Annotated in this window: 21 protein-coding genes, 1 pseudogene and 1 riboswitch; of the genes and pseudogenes, 10 read left to right on the top strand and 12 right to left on the bottom strand. The window is 56.1% G+C overall.

Annotation, left to right across the window (positions count from 1 at the left end; all coding sequences use genetic code 11):
• Window positions 1–66: 66 nt before the first annotated feature.
• Entirely contained in the window at window positions 67–1,437 is a 1,371-nt protein-coding gene (locus CWM57_RS08965; RefSeq protein WP_074385468.1) for an MFS transporter, read from the bottom strand.
• Window positions 1,438–1,614: 177 nt separating this feature from the next.
• Here CWM57_RS08965 and kdgR point away from each other — a divergent pair, with 177 nt between their 5' ends.
• Window positions 1,615–2,406 carry a DNA-binding transcriptional regulator KdgR gene (gene kdgR / locus CWM57_RS08955; RefSeq protein ID WP_100675393.1) on the top strand — a complete coding sequence of 264 codons (792 nt, stop codon included), beginning with the start codon at window positions 1,615–1,617 and terminating at the stop codon, window positions 2,404–2,406.
• A gap of 58 nt (window positions 2,407–2,464) precedes the next feature.
• On the opposite strand, the gene CWM57_RS08950 is transcribed toward kdgR, so the two are convergent.
• The gene (locus CWM57_RS08950) at window positions 2,465–2,704 is read right to left on the bottom strand and encodes a YobH family protein (protein ID WP_008804283.1); all 240 of its coding nucleotides are present in this window, start codon (window positions 2,702–2,704) and stop codon (window positions 2,465–2,467) included.
• 159 nt (window positions 2,705–2,863) lie between these two features.
• Here CWM57_RS08950 and mgrB point away from each other — a divergent pair, with 159 nt between their 5' ends.
• The 7 genes and pseudogenes from mgrB (at window position 2,864) to rlmA (ending at window position 7,122) form a co-directional block, all read left to right on the top strand.
• Window positions 2,864–3,007, top strand: coding sequence for a PhoP/PhoQ regulator MgrB (mgrB, locus tag CWM57_RS08945; RefSeq protein WP_002911375.1), 144 nt, complete (start codon window positions 2,864–2,866; stop codon window positions 3,005–3,007).
• 74 nt (window positions 3,008–3,081) lie between these two features.
• The gene (locus tag CWM57_RS08940; RefSeq protein WP_100675394.1) at window positions 3,082–3,372 is read left to right on the top strand and encodes a YebO family protein; all 291 of its coding nucleotides are present in this window, start codon (window positions 3,082–3,084) and stop codon (window positions 3,370–3,372) included.
• Between the two features lie 284 nt (window positions 3,373–3,656).
• A complete protein-coding gene (locus CWM57_RS27560) occupies window positions 3,657–3,866 on the top strand; it encodes a hypothetical protein (RefSeq protein ID WP_165784164.1) in 210 nt (69 codons plus the stop codon).
• A gap of 97 nt (window positions 3,867–3,963) precedes the next feature.
• Window positions 3,964–4,035 (top strand): annotated as a pseudogene (locus tag CWM57_RS08925) (DUF2627 domain-containing protein); the annotation flags it as partial.
• A gap of 85 nt (window positions 4,036–4,120) precedes the next feature.
• Window positions 4,121–4,330 (top strand): transcription antiterminator/RNA stability regulator CspE, encoded by a 210-nt coding sequence (gene cspE / locus CWM57_RS08920; RefSeq protein WP_001062678.1) that lies wholly within the window; start codon window positions 4,121–4,123, stop codon window positions 4,328–4,330.
• 187 nt (window positions 4,331–4,517) lie between these two features.
• Window positions 4,518–6,266, top strand: a complete 1,749-nt coding sequence (gene ftsI, locus CWM57_RS08915; protein WP_061154123.1) for a peptidoglycan glycosyltransferase FtsI — start codon at window positions 4,518–4,520, stop codon at window positions 6,264–6,266.
• Window positions 6,267–6,327: 61 nt separating this feature from the next.
• Entirely contained in the window at window positions 6,328–7,122 is a 795-nt protein-coding gene (gene rlmA, locus CWM57_RS08910) for a 23S rRNA (guanine(745)-N(1))-methyltransferase (protein ID WP_100675396.1), read from the top strand.
• Window positions 7,123–7,125: 3 nt separating this feature from the next.
• Here rlmA and mntP read toward each other — a convergent pair whose 3' ends face one another.
• From mntP to manX, 5 genes are all read right to left on the bottom strand, one after another.
• Window positions 7,126–7,692: a manganese efflux pump MntP gene (mntP, locus tag CWM57_RS08905; protein WP_061154125.1), complete on the bottom strand. Its 567-nt coding sequence runs from the start codon at window positions 7,690–7,692 to the stop codon at window positions 7,126–7,128.
• A 117-nt stretch (window positions 7,693–7,809) separates the two neighbouring features.
• Window positions 7,810–7,912: riboswitch (yybP-ykoY riboswitch) on the bottom strand.
• A 199-nt stretch (window positions 7,913–8,111) separates the two neighbouring features.
• Complete coding sequence (locus CWM57_RS08900; RefSeq protein ID WP_061154126.1) at window positions 8,112–8,570, bottom strand: DUF986 family protein; 459 nt, start codon at window positions 8,568–8,570, stop codon at window positions 8,112–8,114.
• A 62-nt stretch (window positions 8,571–8,632) separates the two neighbouring features.
• Complete coding sequence (locus CWM57_RS08895; protein WP_061154127.1) at window positions 8,633–9,484, bottom strand: PTS mannose transporter subunit IID; 852 nt, start codon at window positions 9,482–9,484, stop codon at window positions 8,633–8,635.
• Between the two features lie 12 nt (window positions 9,485–9,496).
• Window positions 9,497–10,297 carry a PTS mannose/fructose/sorbose transporter subunit IIC gene (locus CWM57_RS08890; protein ID WP_004203359.1) on the bottom strand — a complete coding sequence of 267 codons (801 nt, stop codon included), beginning with the start codon at window positions 10,295–10,297 and terminating at the stop codon, window positions 9,497–9,499.
• Between the two features lie 56 nt (window positions 10,298–10,353).
• Window positions 10,354–11,325 carry a PTS mannose transporter subunit IIAB gene (gene manX / locus CWM57_RS08885; protein ID WP_061154128.1) on the bottom strand — a complete coding sequence of 324 codons (972 nt, stop codon included), beginning with the start codon at window positions 11,323–11,325 and terminating at the stop codon, window positions 10,354–10,356.
• A gap of 446 nt (window positions 11,326–11,771) precedes the next feature.
• Here manX and yoaE point away from each other — a divergent pair, with 446 nt between their 5' ends.
• On the top strand, window positions 11,772–13,331 hold the full coding sequence (gene yoaE, locus CWM57_RS08880; RefSeq protein WP_061154129.1) for a CNNM family cation transport protein YoaE: 1,560 nt from the start codon (window positions 11,772–11,774) through the stop codon (window positions 13,329–13,331).
• A 33-nt stretch (window positions 13,332–13,364) separates the two neighbouring features.
• Here the strand turns inward: yoaE and CWM57_RS08875 are convergent, their stop codons facing one another.
• From CWM57_RS08875 to pabB, 4 genes are all read right to left on the bottom strand, one after another.
• Window positions 13,365–14,936: an EAL domain-containing protein gene (locus tag CWM57_RS08875; protein WP_100675397.1), complete on the bottom strand. Its 1,572-nt coding sequence runs from the start codon at window positions 14,934–14,936 to the stop codon at window positions 13,365–13,367.
• Between the two features lie 182 nt (window positions 14,937–15,118).
• On the bottom strand, window positions 15,119–16,483 hold the full coding sequence (gene sdaA, locus CWM57_RS08870) for an L-serine ammonia-lyase (protein ID WP_100630714.1): 1,365 nt from the start codon (window positions 16,481–16,483) through the stop codon (window positions 15,119–15,121).
• A gap of 162 nt (window positions 16,484–16,645) precedes the next feature.
• Window positions 16,646–17,224, bottom strand: coding sequence for a CoA pyrophosphatase (locus CWM57_RS08865; RefSeq protein ID WP_008804292.1), 579 nt, complete (start codon window positions 17,222–17,224; stop codon window positions 16,646–16,648).
• Window positions 17,225–17,227: 3 nt separating this feature from the next.
• Window positions 17,228–18,583, bottom strand: a complete 1,356-nt coding sequence (gene pabB / locus CWM57_RS08860; RefSeq protein ID WP_074385473.1) for an aminodeoxychorismate synthase component 1 — start codon at window positions 18,581–18,583, stop codon at window positions 17,228–17,230.
• Between the two features lie 88 nt (window positions 18,584–18,671).
• Between pabB and CWM57_RS08855 the strand changes: the two genes are divergently transcribed.
• Window positions 18,672–18,869 carry a YoaH family protein gene (locus tag CWM57_RS08855; protein ID WP_100630713.1) on the top strand — a complete coding sequence of 66 codons (198 nt, stop codon included), beginning with the start codon at window positions 18,672–18,674 and terminating at the stop codon, window positions 18,867–18,869.
• Here the strand turns inward: CWM57_RS08855 and CWM57_RS08850 are convergent, their stop codons facing one another.
• A complete protein-coding gene (locus CWM57_RS08850; protein ID WP_061156348.1) occupies window positions 18,870–19,214 on the bottom strand; it encodes a RidA family protein in 345 nt (114 codons plus the stop codon).
• Between the last annotated feature and the right edge of the window lie 86 nt (window positions 19,215–19,300).

Genomic DNA, 19,300 nt, shown 5'->3' with positions numbered 1-19,300 from the left:
GTCGGTCCGACGCTAAAAATAAAAATCCGCAGCCCGAAAGCTGCGGATTTTTTTTGCCGCCGTTTATCAGGCCGCGCGCGGCTGGGTGACGCGCAGACCGCTAATCAATGCGGCAACGGTGGCCAGAATACCAGCCAGCAGCAGGGCAGTATGGGTGCCGCTGTTGCCGAGCAGGTTGAACAACAGGGCGACCAGCGCCGCGCCAGTGCTCTGACCGAGCAGGCGGGCGGTGCCCAGCATCCCGCTGGCGCCACCGCTGCGATGACTCGGGGCCGAGGCGACAATCGTATGGTTATTCGGTGACTGGAACAGCCCGAAACCGGCGCCACACAGCGCCATGCGCCAGATGATATCCAGATCGGACGGCGACTCGGGCAGTAGCGCCAGGCCGAACAGGCCGCAGGCCATAATAAGCAGACCGATGGCCCCCAGCAGCCCCGCATGGCATTTCTCAATCAAATAGCCCGCCAGCGGCGCCATCACCATGGTCGCCAGCGGCCACGGTGTCAGCAGCAGGCCGGTCTCCACTTCGCTGCGTCCCATCATTGACTGCAGAAAGAAGGGCAGGGAAACCATCGCCAGCATCTGCGCACAGAAGGAACAGATGGAGGTGCAAATAGAAAGCGAGAAGAGTGGGATGCGCAACAGGTCGACCGGCAGCAGTGGGACGGGCATGCTGAGCTGGCGGCGAACAAAGAAGAAGCCCACCACCAGCATGGCGGCCACTTCCGACAGCACCAGTTGAACAGACTGTCCCTGGGCGAACCCGCTGAGCGCAGTGATCAGCAATCCGAAGGTGAGGGCGTTCATGATGGCGCTTGGCAGATCGAAGCGGATGATTTTGCTGCGTGCGCTGTTGGGCGGCAGAAAGCGCATGGCCAGAACAAAAGCGACGATCCCCAGAGGCACGTTAATTAAAAACAGCCATTGCCATGAGGCGAGGGAAAGGATCGCCGCGGCGATAGTCGGGCCTGCCGCCGATGAGACCGCGACGACAAAGGAGTTAATGCCCATGCCGCGTCCGAGAAAGCGCTGCGGATAAATCAGGCGGATTAGCGCGGTGTTCACGCTCATCAGCGCGGCGCCGCCCAGCCCCTGAGCGACGCGGGCGAAGGTCAGCATTTCGAGGCTACGCGACAGCGCGCAGGCCAGCGAGGTAAAGATAAACACCACCAGGCCTATCTTATAGATGCGGCGATAGCCGACCATATCACCGAGGAAGGAGAGCGGCAGCAGGGCGATAACAATGGCGATTTGGTAGGCGTTGACGATCCAGATTGACGACGCCGGCGAGGCGTTAAGATCGCTAGCGATGGTCGGGAGCGCGACGTTGGCGATAGCCCCGTCGAGCACGGCCATGGTCAGCCCAAGCACGATGGTCAGAATGGCACCATAGCGTTGCGGCAGCGGCACGCCATCGGAAGAATTTTTATCCATGGTGAATATAAGTCTTAAATGAAACGGTTTTTTGAATGATGAGTTTAGCATTGATTAATCCGCAGTATGTCGCAGATTTGTAACGAAGTGGCAGAAGAATGATTGCGGCGCAGAGGCGGCGAATTTATAATAAAAACCGGTTCTAAATTTTATAAAACAGTTACGACGAGGTGATAAATGGCAGGTGCAGATTTGGATAAACAGCCAGATTCTGTCTCTTCGGTATTGAAGGTTTTTGGCATCTTACAGGCGCTGGGTGAAGAGCGTGAAATTGGCATTACCGAACTGTCCCAGCGCGTCATGATGTCGAAAAGCACCGTTTATCGCTTTTTACAGACCATGAAATCACTGGGCTATGTGGCACAGGAAGGGGAGTCAGAGAAATACTCCCTCACGCTCAAGCTGTTCGAGCTGGGCGCACGCGCGCTGCAGAACGTCGACCTGGTGCGCAGCGCGGATATTCAGATGCGCGAACTCTCGCGACTGACGAAAGAGACTATTCACCTCGGCGCGCTGGATGAAGACAGCATTGTCTACATCCACAAGATTGACTCAATGTACAACCTGCGGATGTACTCGCGCATTGGCCGCCGCAACCCGCTGTACAGTACCGCGATCGGTAAGGTGCTGTTGGCCTGGCGCGATCGCAGTGAAGTTGAGCAGATCCTCGAGGGCGTGGAGTATAAGCGCAGCACCGGGCGGACGATCACCAGCACGGAGGAGCTGCTTAAGGTACTGGATGGCGTACGCGAGCAGGGATATGGCGAAGATAACGAAGAGCAGGAAGAGGGGCTGCGCTGCATCGGAGTCCCGGTGTTCGACCGTTTCGGCGTGGTTATCGCCGGACTGAGCATCTCTTTCCCGACGCTACGTTTCTCAGAAGAACGTTTGCATGAATACGTGGCGATGCTGCACCAGGCAGCGCGTAAGATTTCTGAGCAAATGGGATACAACGACTACCCGTTCTGACGCGGTAGCTGAAACATCCGGCGAGCGCGGTGCTATTGTCGCGCTCGCCGGACCAATTTTAGCCGTTATCAACCACGGTTGCGCTTTTGCGCAGAATGGGACAGTTACTGACGCCGATCACACCGCTGTTGGAATGCACATAAAGTGCGGTACTGACCCCACGGGCGGTGAGATACTGACACTTAAGACCCAGACCACCGACGTTTTCTTCACTGTGGAATAATACGCCATAGCCGCTTAATAATACGCCAATCCATAAGATAGCCACGACGACAATAGTACGAATGATTAATCGCATTGATGCCTCATTATTTGTATGATCCTTGCCGTGATTTTGACACGAACACGTTTTGAAACAAGTCGATGATTCCTAAACTTGCCTTTCGTATTACAGTTAGCCGCGGTTTAAGAAGGCCGTGTTATCCTGGCGACATAAAGTACTAAAGCGGAGAGTGGAGTGAAAAAATTACGGTGGGTTTTACTGATAGTCATCATAGCAGGCTGCCTGTTGCTGTGGACTCAGATGCTTAACGTAATGTGCGACCAGGATGTTCAGTTTTTCAGCGGCATTTGCACTATCAATAAATTCATCCCGTGGTAAGACATTTTTCTGACGACTGATTTCCTTCTGCGGTGTGGGTGGTAGAATGAACGCCTTCTCTTTGAGGTGGTGAAATGAGTGAGTTACTAAATCCTGGGATCTTAAATCTGGCATCGCTGGCCGTGTCCGTCGCGTTGCTGCTTGTCGGTCTGTTGTTATGGTTCTTCGTCAACCGCGCCAGTTCGCGGGCGAACGAGCAGATAGAACTGCTGCAAGCGCTGCTGGATCAGCAAAAGCGGCAGAATGCGCTGTTACGTCGCCTCTGTGAAGCCAATGTGCCGGAAAAAGAGGACGTGGCTGAGCCAACCGTCGCGGGTAAGGCGAAAGGGGAGGATGAGTTTATCCGCCTGGTGGCAGAGCGCTAAGTACCTCGACAGGTGTGCATCATAAGGTGCGCACCTGCATGATAGCTGGCAGTAATATCTTATTCTTATTCCATTATTCCTTTCTCAGCGCAATATTCTCTTTATTACACGCTGTAAATAAAGTCATCCCCGCCACGTTTATTGCTATGGAATGTGACACTGTCATCATTTTTTCATTATTAAGGTGCAGAATTAGCACTATTTTTAGCGTGGCGACTAACAGGTTTTATTATCACTACACTGGCGTGGCTTTAGCGATTTTTCGTCTGCTGTTATGACTAAATATGCGCATCAATATTCATCGCCTTCAGCGCACCGGCGTCAGTATGGCGGTTCGTATACGTACATACCTGGACGAAGCGAAGTTGTTGAGCTATGGTAAAAAAGTTGCAGTAATGAGGCAGCAACCAGGTGATATTAGCGAACGCTATAGTGCCTTGCCAGGGGCGGCAAAGACGCATAAATGTGCAGGCGATCAAATGATTACCTTATAATTTGTGCGAACGATCGTGACACGTTTAAAAATGGCTTGCCATTATTTACGTAGTATGTGATAACACGTTTCGGGTTAAACGAGGTACAGTTCTGTTTATGTGTGGCATTTTCAGTAAAGAAGTCCTGAGTAAACACGTTGTCGTTGAATACCGCTTCTCTGCCGAACCTTAAATTAGTGCCTCATGCAGTTATGTGTCAGTTTTATCTATGTAAACGCCAGCAGGCGAAGAAAACAGTCTAAGGAATTTTGCAAATGGCAAAGATTAAAGGTCAAGTTAAGTGGTTCAACGAGTCTAAAGGTTTTGGTTTCATTACTCCGGCTGATGGCAGCAAAGACGTGTTCGTACACTTCTCCGCTATCCAGGGTAACGGCTTCAAAACTCTGGCTGAAGGCCAGAACGTTGAGTTCGAAATTCAGGACGGCCAGAAAGGTCCGGCTGCAGTTAACGTAACTGCTATCTGATACAAGACCACTCTTCTTGTATAAAAGCCTCGCCTGCGCGGGGCTTTTGCGTTTTTATTGCAAAGCATGTCATTTTACCCCCTCCCGTCGCGTCTTGTTGCAAATACTCAACTTTATTAGCATTGTGTAGCAGTCTGTTTTGCTAATTTTCTGTTAAATCAGATGGTTGCAAAATAATGCCGGAGCTATGGTGCTAAAGAAAAAAATGAAGTCCTCCGCCAGCTTTACCCCGATTCGCTTCGGGTTACTGTGTGTGGCCATTCTTGGTTGTCTGGGACTGCTGCTGGCCCGCGTGGGCTGGCTGCAAATTATCTCTCCCGATAATCTGGTAAAACAAGAAGATATGCGTTCTCTGCGCGAAGAGCCCGTGGCGGTAGAGCGCGGCATGATTAGCGACCGTGAAGGCCGACCGCTGGCGGTGAGCGTACCGGTCAGCGCTATCTGGATCGACCCGCAAACTACCATGGAGAAGGGTGGGGTTGGCTATGGTCCTCGCTGGCAGGCAATGGCCGAAGCACTACATCTCAACCTCGGGGAGCTGGCCCAGCGGGTACAGAGCCATCCGCACGCCCGTTTTCTCTATCTGGCGCGTCAGATCAATCCGGAGCAGGCGGAGTGGATTGATAAACTGCATCTCCCGGGCGTCTATCTGCGCGATGAATCGCGACGTTTCTATCCGGCAGGACATGTGGCTGCCAATCTGCTGGGCTTTACCAACGTCGATAATCAGGGCATCGAAGGGGTGGAGAAAAGCTTTAATGCCCAGCTGACCGGCAAACCCGGCCGACGTCTGGTGCGCAAAGATAAACATGGCAATGTTATTGAAAATATTACCGAAGTGCCGCCAGTTCCGGCGCACAATCTGCAACTGAGTATTGATGAACGCCTGCAGACAGTGACCGAAGATGCCCTCGACAATGCTGTTCGCTGGAATAAGGCGGAATCCGGGGCGGCGGTGTTGATCAAAATTGATACCGGCGAGATTCTGGCGATGGCCAGCTACCCGGACTTCAATCCGAACAATCGCGATACCGCGACGCTGGATGATTTCCGCAACCGCGCCATCAGTGACACCTTCGAACCCGGGTCGACCGTTAAACCGCTGGTGATCATGACCGCGCTCCAGCAGGGGATTGTCCAGCCGGACAGCGTGGTGGACACCCATCCGTTTGTCCTCGACGGCCACCGTATCCGTGATGTTGGCTATTATCCGGAGCTGAGTCTGACCGGGATCCTGCAAAAATCCAGTGATACCGGCGTGTCGCATCTCTCGCTCGCTATGCCGGTGCAGCATCTGCTTGATACCTATCAGGCATTCGGTTTCGGCGAGCCGACCGGATTGGGGTTGACCGGCGAAAGCGCCGGGCTGATGCCGCATCGTCGCTACTGGGGGCAACTGGATCGTGCCACCTTCGCGTTCGGCTATGGATTAATGGTGACGCCGCTCCAGCTGGCGCACGTCTACGCGACTATCGGTGGTTTCGGTATTGAACGACCGTTGTCGATCACCCGCATCGATCCGCCGGTGATAGGCACACGGGTGATGCCGGAGAACATTGTTCACAGCGTGGAGCATATGATGGAGAGCGTGGCGCTCCCGGGCGGGGGCGGGACCAAAGCGGCGGTGCGCGACTATCGGGTGGCGGTAAAAACCGGGACCGCGAAGAAAATCGGCCCGGACGGAAAATATATCGACAAGTATGTGGCCTATACCGCCGGTGTGGCGCCCGCCAGTCGCCCGCAGTTTGCCCTGGTGGTGGTGATGAACGATCCGAGCAATGGTTCCTATTACGGCGGGGCGGTGTCCGCGCCGGTCTTCAGCCAGATCATGGGTGATGTCCTGCGGCTGGAAAATGTGATGCCGGACGGTATGCCGCAAGGGGCGGAGAATCTGATCGTGATGCACGACAGCCATCCGCTGGCACCGGCGCTGTAACAGTGGTCTGCGGGGGCGAATAGCGCTACACTTTCGCCCTTTCAGCGACACCGGAGCCGTCATGTCATACAGTTGCCCCCTTTGCCACGCGCCGCTAAGCCGCAGCGACAACCACTATTCCTGCCCGCAGCGGCATCAGTTCGATCTGGCGAAAGAGGGGTATGTCAATCTGCTACCGGTGCAGTTCAAACGGTCACGCGATCCTGGCGATAGCGCAGAGATGATGCAGGCCCGGCGGGCGTTTCTGGATGCGGGTCATTATCAGCCGCTACGGGAGGCGATCGCCGAGCGGCTGCAGCACTACGCCCCAGCGGACTTACTGGATATCGGCTGTGGCGAAGGGTATTACACCCACGCGTTTGCCGCCATCGCCAGCCGCAGCTGGGGGCTGGACGTGTCGAAGCCGGCGATTCGCGCGGCGGCAAAACGCTATCCAGAGGTCAGTTTCTGCGTGGCCTCCAGCCAGCGCCTGCCGTTCTCCGACGACAGTTTCGATGCGGTGGTGCGTATTTACGCGCCCTGCAATGCCGAAGAGCTGGCGCGGGTGGTGCGTCCTGGCGGATGGGTAATCACCGCCACGCCGGGTCCACGCCATTTGCTGGAGCTGAAAGGGCTGATTTACGATGAAGTTCGTCTTCATGAGCTGAAGACGGAAGCGATGCCGGGGTTCCGCCTGGATGCTCAGCAGCAGCTGGCCTATCCGATGACGCTGACCGGTGATGAAGCGCAGGCGCTGCTGCAGATGACGCCGTTCGCGTGGCGGGCTAAGCCTGAGGTGCACGCCGCGCTGCGTCAGCAGGCGACATTTGGCTGTCAGACCGATTTCATGATCCATTGCTGGCAGCGAGAGGCATAAGGCTTAGCCGGCGAAATGGCTCCAGAGGATTTCGCTGCCGATACCAATCAGCACAATACCGCCGAGGATTTCGGCCCGTTTGCCTAACAGCGGGCCGATAAAGCGACCGACCATGATCCCCAGCGTCGACATAAGAAACGTCGCGCAACCGATCGCCAGCGCGGTGGTCACAATGCTGACCTGCAGGAAGGCCAGACCCACACCAACGGCCATCGCGTCAAGGCTGGTGGCGAAGGCGGTGGTGACCAGCAGCCAGAAACCATGACGGCGAGGCGCTTCACACACCTCGTCGCTGTCGCCGCGAAAACCTTCCACGATCATTCGCCCGCCGAGAAACACCAGCAGAATAAAGGCAATCCAGTGGTTCCACTCGAGGACAAACTGGCTGGCCAGCATGCCGAGTCCCCAGCCGACCAGCGGGGTCAGGGTTTCGATGGCGCCAAAAATCAGCCCGGTACGGATGGCTTCTGAGAATTTAGGTTTGTGCAGGGTGGCACCCTTGCCGATAGAGGCCGCGAAGGCGTCCATAGACATGCCGAAGGCGAGAAGAATGGTAGCGGATAAATTCATGTGCGTGTCCTGACCGGGGATAATCCATATGACACATCGCTGCCCCCAGTAAATATACGCGGAGCCGCTCAATGGCTGAGCAATACGTACAGCAGTGATGTATCTATGGTCTCGCCTGATTGAATCACTTCAACCCGTACGTGCCACGTTTTGCAACGAGTATGTTGACACGTACATTTCCTGGCAAACAGGAAATCGGCTACTCCCCAACGACGGGCGCAACCTTAACATATTTTTAGAATATAAAACAATAACAGAAGATGGCTATTTTAATAACCAAATGATAACGATTTTCATTTGAATTTATAAGTAAATAAATAGTTAATAAAAAAGGCAAGAGGAGGCGGGGAAATATAGCCATGGCTATATGTTTTTCCAGACGAATGCTGGAAAGATATAGCGCTGGCTATATTCTTAACTCATTGAGTTGAAAGGAGGAGTTTGTATATCTTCTCCAGATCGTCGATATTTCGTACGCGAATCAGCAGCCGCCGTTGCTCTAATTGCATCACCAGTACGCCGTCTTCGGATAAATTCATCTCTTTAATTCGCGGATATTCTATCCACACGTTGGCGAAGAAAAAGCCGCGCGGTTTAAAAATGATTTTCGGTGTGCGCATCCAGAATAAATAGAGACCCATCAGCGCCAGGGCAGATAATAGCCAGGTGGTGATCGCGGTGCCGTGCTGGGTAATGTTGTTATAGATCAGAATGGCAGTGAGGCCGACAAAGATCAGGCCGTCAACACGGCTGCGGCGAAGCAGGGGGATGGCCAGCAGCACCGGGCCGTTCCGCCTCGGCATAATGAACTGGTCGTACACCGCGTAGGCCAGTAGCGCAAGGATAAACAGAAAGATCACCAGGTCAGTGAATGTCATTGCTTTGCGTTCCTCCTGATAAAAAAAAGCCGGGGGCAAGCCCCCGGCGTACAGCTTGAAAATTACAGACCCAGCAGGCCGACCGCGTAGCCCGCGATACCGATGACGAAGAAGCCAACGATGATCCACAGCGGGTTAACTTTCTTGCGCAGCAGCCACATACACGCGAAGGTCAACAGCAGCGGCACCAGGCCCGGCATCAGCTGGTCGAGGATGGTTTGCACCGTGGTGACGTGAACCTGTCCGTCAGAACCGGTGATTTTTGACACCACCAACGGAATGTTCACGTGCGTCCACTTGTTAACCAGTGCCCCCATCACAAACAGGCCGAGGATTGACGCCCCCTCAGTCAGTTTCTGCAGGAAACCGCCGCCCATGTCCTTCACGATGTCCACGCCTTTACGATAACCGTAGGCAACGCCGTAGTAACGGGTCAGCAGACGCACCGCGTTGAACAGGATAAAGAACAGCAGAGGACCGAGCAGGCTACCGCTCATCGCGATCCCAGCGCCTAAGGCCGCGAACACGGGACGCACAGTACCCCAGAAGATCGGGTCGCCGACGCCGGCCAGTGGCCCCATCAGACCGACTTTGATGCCGTTGATGGCGCCATCGTCAATCTCTGCGCCATTGGCGCGCTGCTCTTCCATTGCCAGCGTTACGCCCAGTACCGGAGCGGCAACGTAAGGATGGGTGTTGAAGAACTCAAGGTGACGTTTAATCGCCTGCTTACGCGCATCGTTGTTCTCCGGGTACAGGCGACGGATCGCTGGAACCATAGAGAAGCAGAAGCCCAGCGCCTGCATACGTTCGAAGTTCCATGAACCCTGGAACAGGTTAGAACGAATGAACACGCCACGAATATCACTCTGAGTGAGTTTTTTCTCGGTGGTATTTTTAGTCATATCAACCATTTCGCTCACCTGTTAGTCCAGTTCGTTATCGAGATCGTTGTTACCAGCCGCCTGAGCCGGCGCACCGGCGACGCGGTTATATTTCGGGCTCAGCTGGATGTAGAGGATAGCCATGACCGCACCAATCACACCCAGAGCCACCAGGTTGAAGTTGGTGAAGGCGGCGGTGACGAAGCCGAGGTAGAAGAACGGCATCAGGTAGCCTGCGCGCATCATGTTGATGACCATCGCATAACCGACAACCACGATCATACCGCCGGCGATGTTCAGACCGCTGGTGACCACTTCAGGGATCGCGTTCAGCAGGCCCTGGACTTCGCTGGTACCGACGGAAATCGCCACGATAACGGCCGGGATAGCGATACGCATCGCCTGCAGGAACAGGGACGAGACGTGCAACCACGACAGGGCGGTCAGGTTGCCATTCTCCGCCGCTTTATCCGCCGCGTGCTGGAAGGCTACGGTGATGGTACGAACGATAATGGTCAGCACCTGGCCTGCCGCCGCCAGCGGGATAGCCAGCGCGATACCGGCACCGATGCTCTGATGGCCGGCAATAACCAGAACGGTGGAAATAATGGACGCCAGTGCGGCATCAGGGGCAACCGCCGCACCGATGTTCATCCAACCCAGGGCGATCATTTCCAGCGTACCGCCGATGATAATACCGGTTTTCATATCGCCGAGAACGGCACCGATCAGCGTACAGGCGACCAGAGGACGGTGGAACTGAAATTCATCTAGTACCGACTCCATACCCGCAATACACGCGACGATGAACACCAGCACAATCTGAAGAAGGGTAATCTCCATTGTACTTCTCCTGTTGATTAAGTCTTAAAGTGAAAACTGGGGCGCGATCGGCAAGGTTATTTATCAGCCTTAGCGATCAGATCCATCATTTTCAGTTTCGGGTCGGTGGACACTTTACGTGCCTCCAGCTCGATACCGCGTGCGTTCAGTTTTTTAAACGCCTCAATATCTTTAGCATCGACAGAAATCGCGTTGTTAACCTGGGTCTTGCCCTGGCGGAACGCCATACCACCGATGTTGACGCTGGTGATTTTCACGCCGCCCTCGACGATACGCTCAACGTCAGTCGGGTTAGTAAACAGCAGCATAACGCGCTGTCCGGCATACTTCGGGTTGTTGTAGACGCGGATCATTTTGGCCACATCCACGACGTGGGCGGTGACGCCTGGCGGCGCAACCTGAGTCAGCAGGGTTTTGCGTACGGTATCCGCGGCGACTTCGTCGCTGACGACGATGATGCGGGTGACGTTGGTCTCTTTGGTCCAGCGGGTGGCGACCTGACCATGGATCAGACGGTCGTCAATGCGCGCGAGGCCAATCACCATATAGTCGTTCGGGCCCATCGGTTTGGCCGGCGCGGCGGCTTTTGGCGCCGCGGCAGGGGCTGGCGCGGGAGCCGCTTTTTCTACCGGTTTGGCCTTCAGCGCTTTCACGCCTTCGCTACCGGTCTCTACCGCTAAGGCGACCAGTTCATCAAACGAAGGGTCGTCATCGCGGGCCATGAAGGTTTCCACCAGCATCGGGATGTTGACGCCAGCGATAACTTCGTAATGCTCTTTATCGACGACAATGCGGCTCGCAGCGTTGAACGGGCTGCCTCCCCATGTATCGACGAGAAATAGCACGCCTTTACTGGTATCCAGTTTTGCCAACTGGGCATTGTATTTCTCGATCAGCGTTTCGGCGTTTTCACCCGGAACGAAATCGATCCAGCCAACGTTTTCCTGCTCGCCCAACAGCATCTCTGCTGTTTTCAGCAGCTGTTCTGCAGCCCAACCATGTGTGCCTATTACAATAGCAATCGTCACTTGCTACCTCCTTTATTATCGTGAATGCATCATCTGCTTTGATACATCCTGAATCACTCTTGAGGACAAAATCGATTCAGTTAGGGTGTAAGATAGAAAATAGTTACTACCGCGAATTATTTTAGACAGTGAAAAAATAATTAATGTGATGAAGATCCGTTAATCAGGCATCGCCTGGTAATAATTTTGCAGCGCAAAAAATAGCCTTAGTTATTGCAAATTCAGGTAAATTTTTTCCAATTTCGATCTATATTTTGCTATGTTTAACTTCCGTTTAATTACTCAGGAGTATAGGGCATAGCCCGCAGTATGGACCGTCATCGACGTCTTTTCACTTTCTGGCACCTGGTTGCCACCTCCACGCATCACGCTTTTCTCTCAGCACCTATTGTCGCGCCCATGCATGACATGGCGATGACTCAGCTTGCCGCTAACCGGAGTCGTACATGGAATTGTTAATGGATCCCTCAATCTGGGCCGGCCTGTTGACGCTTATCGTTCTGGAGATTGTGCTCGGTATCGACAACCTGGTGTTCATTGCCATCCTGGCGGATAAACTGCCGCCGAAGCAGCGCGATAAAGCCCGACTGATCGGCCTGTCGCTGGCGCTGGTGATGCGCCTGGGGCTGCTGTCGGTGATCTCCTGGATGGTGACCCTGACGAAGCCGCTGATTACCATCGCCGATTTCTCCTTTTCCGGGCGCGACCTCATCATGCTGCTCGGCGGGATCTTCTTGCTGTTTAAGGCGACGACCGAACTGCATGAGCGGCTGGAAAACCGCCAGCACGATGCCGGTCACGGTAAAGGGTATGCCAGTTTCTGGGTGGTGGTACTGCAGATCGTGGTGCTGGACGCCGTCTTCTCTCTGGATGCGGTGATCACGGCGGTCGGGATGGTTAACCATCTGCCGGTGATGATGGCGGCGGTGGTGATCGCCATGATCATGATGCTGCTGGCGTCGAAGCCGTTGACGCGCTTTGTCAACCAGCACCCGACGGTGGTGGTGCTCTGTCTGAGCTTCCTGTTGATGATCGGCCTGAGCCTGGTGGCGGAAGGGTTTGGCTTCCATATTCCGAAAGGGTATCTGTACGCTGCGATCGGTTTCTCGATCATCATCGAGTTCTTTAACCAGGTGGCGCGGCGCAACTTTGTCCGACATCAGTCGACGCTGCCGCTGCGTGCCCGTACCGCGGATGCGATCCTGCGTCTGATGGGGGGCCGGAAACAAGCCTCTGCTAGCCATGACGCCGACAGCCCGGCAGCCATACCGGTTCCGGAAGGGGCGTTTGCCGAAGAAGAGCGTTACATGATTAACGGCGTGCTGACGCTGGCCCAGCGCTCTCTGCGCGGTATTATGACCCCGCGCGGAGAAATCAGCTGGGTTGACGCCGAACAGAGTGACGATGAAATTCGTCGTCAGCTGCTCTCGTCGCCGCACAGCCTGTTTCCGGTCTGCCGCGGAGAACTGGATGAAATCATCGGTATCGTGCGGGCGAAAGAGTTGCTGGTGGCCCTGGAGGCGGGTGAGAACATTGCGGCGTTGGCCTCAGCCTCTCCGGCAATTGTCGTCCCGGAAACGCTGGACCCGATCAATCTGCTCGGGGTTCTGCGCCGTGCGCGCGGCAGCTTTGTCATCGTGACCAACGAGTTTGGCATGGTGCAGGGACTGGTGACGCCGCTGGACGTCCTTGAAGCCATCGCCGGTGAATTCCCGGATGCCGATGAGACGCCGGAGATCGTCATTGACGGCGATGGCTGGTTGATCAAAGGGTCGACCGACCTGCATGCGCTGCAGCAGGCGCTTGGACTGGATGCGCTGGTCAATGAAGATGAGGATATTGCCACGGTGGCCGGGTTGGTGATCGCCGTCAATGGCCATATCCCGCGTATTGGCGACACCGTGTCGCTACCGCCGCTGCAGTTTACCGTGGTGGAAGCGAATGATTACCGGGTCGACCTGGTCCGCGCGGTGGTCACTCGTCCACTGAGCGACGAAGAAGAGTAATTGCCCTGCTCGCCGGCCCCTGGGGCCGGCGAGCTATTCTGCCCACTCGGTTTTCTGTCCCTCTCTGTCTGCCAGCCACGCCGGAAACGCCTCAACCGGCATCGGCCGGGCGTAATAAAATCCCTGCAGTACATCGACGCCGTGGCCTCTGAGGTAGCTTTCCTGCTCCAGCGTCTCCACCCCTTCGGCAACGGTAACGATATTCAGACGATCGGCGAGGGCAATAATAATATCCGTCACCGTGGCATTGACGCTGTCTATCCCGACGGAACTGGTAAACGAGCGGTCAATCTTCAGCACGTCCGGACGCAGTTTTTCCAGCCACGAGAGTGAGCTGTTACCGGTGCCAAAATCATCTATCGCCAGCTGGACCCCTTTGAAGTGCAGATGTTCAGCCATGTGCTGGTCGCCATCCTGCAGGACATCGCGCTCGGTGAGCTCGACCACCAGCTGCTGTACCGGGTTGACGCTAAACCAGTAATTGTGCAGGTCGCGGAGCAGTAAACCATTGGCAAAGTGACGGGCGGCGACATTAATCGCAATATGAAAATGGCGGTCGCTGGGGAAAGCGTCCAGGCGGCGGGCGGTTTCGGCAATCACGTAGCGGGTGAGGGGAATAATCAGATTGTCCCCTTCGGCGATGGGAATAAACACTTCTGGCGAAATCGCCCCGCGGCGGGGGTTGTTCCAGCGCAGCAGGATCTCCACCCCGCAGCAGCGTCCGCTGCGCGCATCCTGCAGCGGCTGGCACCAGAGCGTAAACTCCCGGGCAGAGATGCCGAGGCTTATCTCTCGCGAGAAACTCATTCTGCCGGCGGTGGCCAGCCAGGTGATGCCGGTCATCAACAGGCTGAAGATAAGGGCCAGCGGCAGCTCACCAGGCAGCTCCTCCAGCGCGATAGTCGAGGCGCCCGGACCGTTAATGTTGATGGTAAAGGGAAATTCTGTGGAGCGCTGGCGATAAATCACCGACGCCTGCGGGGCGTGCGCTTTGTCAATCAGGCCGAGTCCGCTGATAAAATAATGGTCGCCAACCTGCAGGCTGACGTCGCTGATCAGGGGCGATTTTTCCTTGAGAATTAAGGTTCCCAGCAGCTCGATATTGACAATTAACATCACGCCGTCGAAGCCGCTTTCCGAGGCCGGATACCACTGGATCAGCACCGGCGTGCCTTTGAGCAGTGAATTGTCGGTAGAAAAGAGCAGTAAGGGGTGGTGAGCCGGAAGAGCGGGCTGCAGCTGGTGCAGATCCGCCTGCCGTTGCCCAAAGATACTGGAACAGTAGATCATCCCTGACGCCACCAGCGCGACGGAGCGGACCGTCTGCAGCGAGGCCGCCATTTTGCGCAGCGTGAGATGAATATCCATGCAGGGTTTGTCGACCAGGGAGAGTAGCGTCGCCCGCTCTGCGCTTAGCGGACGCAGGATATTATTCAGCGCCGTGACCCGCTGGCTGGCGGCAGTACGAATATACTCTTCATTTACGCTACGCTGCGAAATAAATCGGATAGCTAAGGTGGTACCCAGGGTTAGCAAGGCTACCAGCAGGCAGACAATAATGCGTTTGCGACGATAGGCCGTAATGACTTTTTGTGCAGTCTGCATGTGCGACACCCTGTCGACAGGACGAGTGGTTAAGCGTGGCTTATTTAATAGAGCAATTGTAGTGGCAGAATATCGCCAGGTATAGAAAAAAGAAAATGCGCCGGTGAAGGCGCATCAGGGAGCTTTCAGTAACCCATGTTATCCCCCTGCGCGTTTTGCGGGCGCAGGGGAAGGCGAACAGTTTAGTCACACTGAACTTTAATCGCCAGGCCGCCGCGGGAGGTTTCGCGATACTTGGCGTTCATGTCTTTGCCGGTTTCGTACATGGTCTCGATCACTTTGTCGAGCGAGACGCGCGGTTCGCTGGTACGGCGCATCGCCATTCGCGCGGCATTGATCGCCTTGACAGAGGCGATGGCGTTACGTTCAATGCATGGCACTTGCACCTGGCCGGCGACCGGGTCGCAGGTCAGGCCGAGGTTGTGTTCCATGCCGATCTCCGCCGCCACGCAAACCTGTTCCGGGCTGGCGCCCAGCAGTTCAGCCAGACCTGCCGCCGCCATCGAGCAGGCAACGCCCACTTCACCCTGACAGCCGACTTCCGCGCCGGAAATGGACGCATTCATCTTGTACAGCGCGCCGATCGCTCCGCAGGCCATAAAGTAGCGAATATAGATCTCCGGGCTGACGGACTCGATAAAGTGATCGTAATAGGCGAGTACGGCTGGAACGATGCCGCAGGCGCCGTTGGTCGGCGCGGTCACTACGCGGCCACCGGCGGCATTTTCTTCATTGACCGCCAGCGCGAACATATTGACCCAGTCAACGACGTTCATTGGATCGCTGGAGAGCTTATCGCTGGCCACCAGCAGACGACGCAGCGCCGAGGCGCGACGCGGCACGCGAAGCGGACCCGGCAGCACGCCCTCGGTGTTCATCCCGCGGTCGATACAGGCGCGCATGGTCTGCCAGACGTTGGCGAAATAGTCCTCGATCTCTTTTTTGCTGTGCAGCGCCAGTTCGTTCTGCATCACCATGCCGGAGAGCGACAGGCCGGTCTCTTTACAGTATGCCAGCATTTCCTGTGCCGATTTAAACGGGTAGGGAACCTGCAATTCGTTGGCGTCTTCTTTGCCGAAGTGCTCTTCGTCGACGATAAAGCCGCCGCCAATCGAGTAATACGTTTTGCTGTAGATCTCTTTCTCGCCGGCCCAGGCATGAATGGTCATGCCGTTTTCGTGCAGCGGCAGATTGTCACTGCGAAAACGCATGCCGTCATCGGCCGGGAAGTCGACTTCTTGCTGCCCGTTGGCCAGCAGCAGTCGGCCGCGCGCCTCGACGTCACGGATAAATGCCGGGATCGCGTCAATATCGACCGTATCGGGCTGATTGCCCGCCAGTCCCATGATAATAGCGATGTCCGTATGGTGGCCTTTGCCGGTTAATGACAGTGAACCGTAGACGTCAACCGCCACACGGGTCACCGCATTAAGCAATCCTTTTTCGACCAGGTCATCGACGAACTGTTTACCGGCCTTCATCGGGCCAACAGTGTGGGAAGATGAGGGACCAATCCCCACCTTGAACATGTCGAATAGACTAATCACGATAATACTCCTGACAGGGTTACCGCGGGTGCGGTAACGATGTAATAACTGCGCATAGTGTAAGAGGGAAGCGCGCTGCCAGTTGAACTATTCACATGAATTAAACTAATGGATAACCGCGATTTTACTAATAGTGAGAGCGCTCTCTCATAATCAGTATAGCTAAGGTCGAGCGCCAATTTGCAGCGCCAGTTCGCGAATGATCCCGGCGGTCATTCCCCAGACAAAATAATGCTGGTACCAGGAGAGCCAGACGCGGTGGTCGTTACCCCGACGGTGGATGTCGAGCGGATGGTAGCGCCCCAGACGCAGGGCTTCGGCGAGCGGCATTTCAAATACCGCGGAGACTTCGTCCTGGCTGGCATGATAGTGCAGATTGGGGGGAATAATGCCCACCACCGGCGTCACCTGAAAACCGGTGACGCTGTCCACCGGCGGCAGAACGCCGATCACCTCGACGGCTTCCGGCGGGATCGCGACCTCTTCCTGGGCTTCGCGCAGAGCAGCAGCGATAAGCGTCGCATCGGTATTATCTACCGCGCCGCCGGGAAAGGCGACCTGACCGGCGTGCTTGCGCAGCAGCGGCGAACGCTGGGTCAGCAGCAGGCCGGGCTGCGGGCGGCGCACGATCGGCACCAGCACCGCCGCCTGCCGCTGATTGAGCGCGTGGCGCGAAGGCTGGGGGCGCAGCAGCTGGAAGCGGGACAGAAAATCATCCAGATTGAGGGCGTGGTCCGCCATGGTCTAGTTCTCCAGTTGGTGCAGGATACGATTAACTTTATCAAAAGTTTCCTGATATTCCGCATCTTCCTCGCTGTCCGCGACGATACCGCCCCCGGCGGAGCAATACAGCTGCCCCTGCCAGGCCGTCAGGGTGCGAATGGTGATGCTGGTATCCATATTGCCGCAATAGCTCAGGTAGCCGATGCTCCCGCACCAGGCGTTACGTCGCTGAGGTTCCAGTTCATCAATAATCTCCATCGCCCGGACCTTCGGGGCGCCAGTGATAGACCCCCCGGGGAAGGCGGCGCGCAGCAGATCGCTCGCATGCAGCGTCGCCGGTAAGCGGGCGGTGATGGTGCTGACCAGATGATGGACCGCCGGGAACGGCTCCACCACGAACAGCTCGGGTACCCGCACGCTGCCCGGCACGGCGACGCGGCCGATGTCGTTGCGCATCAGGTCGACAATCATTAAATTCTCGGCGCGGTCTTTCGGCGAATTCGCCAGCTTCTCAGCCTGCCGCGCATCTTCCTGCGGCGAATCGAGCCGCGGCAGGGTACCTTTTATCGGGCGCGTCTGGATCGCCCCCTGGCGCAGCTGAATAAAACGCTCCGGCGACAGGCTTAAAATCGCCCCTTCCTCAAGGCGAATAAAGGCGCTAAAGGGCGCGCGGTTGGCAACGTTCAGCTGGCGGAAAGCCTGCCATTCATCACCGACATAGTTGGCCTGAAAACGCTGGGCGAGGTTGACCTGATAGCAGTCGCCGCTGTGCAGATACGCCTGCACCTGGCGAAATTTCTCGCCGTACTGCTGGCGGCTCATATTTGACTGCCAGGCAGAGGTCAGGGTGAAGGGTTCCCTCGCCGGACGTGATTGCGCCAGCAGCCACTGCAGGCGCTGCTGCGGATCGTCATAGCTGAGCAGCGAAATTTGCTGGCGCTGATGGTCGACAATCAGCGCCCAGTCATAAATCCCCACCGCCATATCCGGCAGCGCGATATCGGCCTGCGCATAGTCCGGAAGTCGCTCAAAGCGACGGCCCAGATCGTATCCGAATAGCCCCAGTGCGCCGCCAAGAAACGGCAGATCGTCATCGGGCTGTGGCGTGAAAGGCTGACGATCCAGCTGCTGTTGAAGCAGTTGCAGCGGATCTTCCGCGGAGACCAAAACGGTTTCGCCGTCATCGACCCACGTCTGTTCACCGCGCGTCAACAGCGTGGCGCGCGGGGCAGCCACCAGGATATCAAAGCGGTTATGGGGATGGTCGGCAAAGCCGGAATGCAGCAGCATCGCCCAGGGCAGGGCGCTTAACGGCGCAAAATAGTGTTCGGCCGCATCCGGGCGCCAGGGCAGGGTAATAATCGCGGGGGACAACATCTTTCTCGATCCTGAACGTTGCCATCCCTCTGGCGTAGGCGGGGACGGCGTGAAATAATTACGCCCCACAATGTAGCAGGAGTAAAAGATGTTTGCAGGTTTACCTTCGCTGAGCCACGAGCAACAGCAAAAAGCGGTCGAACGTATCCATGAGCTAATGTCCCAGGGGATGAGCAGCGGCCAGGCGATTGCCCTGGTGGCGGAAGAGCTGCGCGCTAATCATACCGGCGAGCGGATCGTAGCGCGCTTTGAAGATGAAGATCAAGACGAAGATGAGGACGATTAATTACACCGCGGCGATAATTTTGATCTCAACTTTATACTGCGGGTTCATTAGCGTCGCTTCCACTGTGCAGCGCACCGGGGCATGACCAGCCACCACCCATGCGTCCCAGGCTTTGTTCATTGCCGCAAAGTCGCTTTTATCGGCGAGGAAGAGGGTGGCGTCAAGAATACGCGACTTGTCGCTGCCCTGTTTTTCCAGCACCGCGTCAATCTGCGCCAGGGTGTTGGCGGTCTGCTCGAAGGCGTCGGCATCGAGATTTGTCGGCACGCCGGTGTAGTACAGGGTCTGGTTGTGGATCACCACGTCTGACCAACGGGCTTCGGCATCAATACGCGTAATTGTCATGTCTTTTTCCTCTGTGAGCATTCCATTCGGCTGCGGCAAGACTGCCATAATGTTCCGCTCGCGTCACTACCCGGACTGGCGAAACG

The sequence above is a fragment of the Klebsiella sp. G-Nf4 genome (assembly GCF_002810615.1).
Lineage (GTDB): Bacteria > Pseudomonadota > Gammaproteobacteria > Enterobacterales > Enterobacteriaceae > Klebsiella > Klebsiella variicola.
Note: the sequence above shows the minus strand (reverse complement) of the source record. Positions and strands in the feature narration are given on the sequence as shown.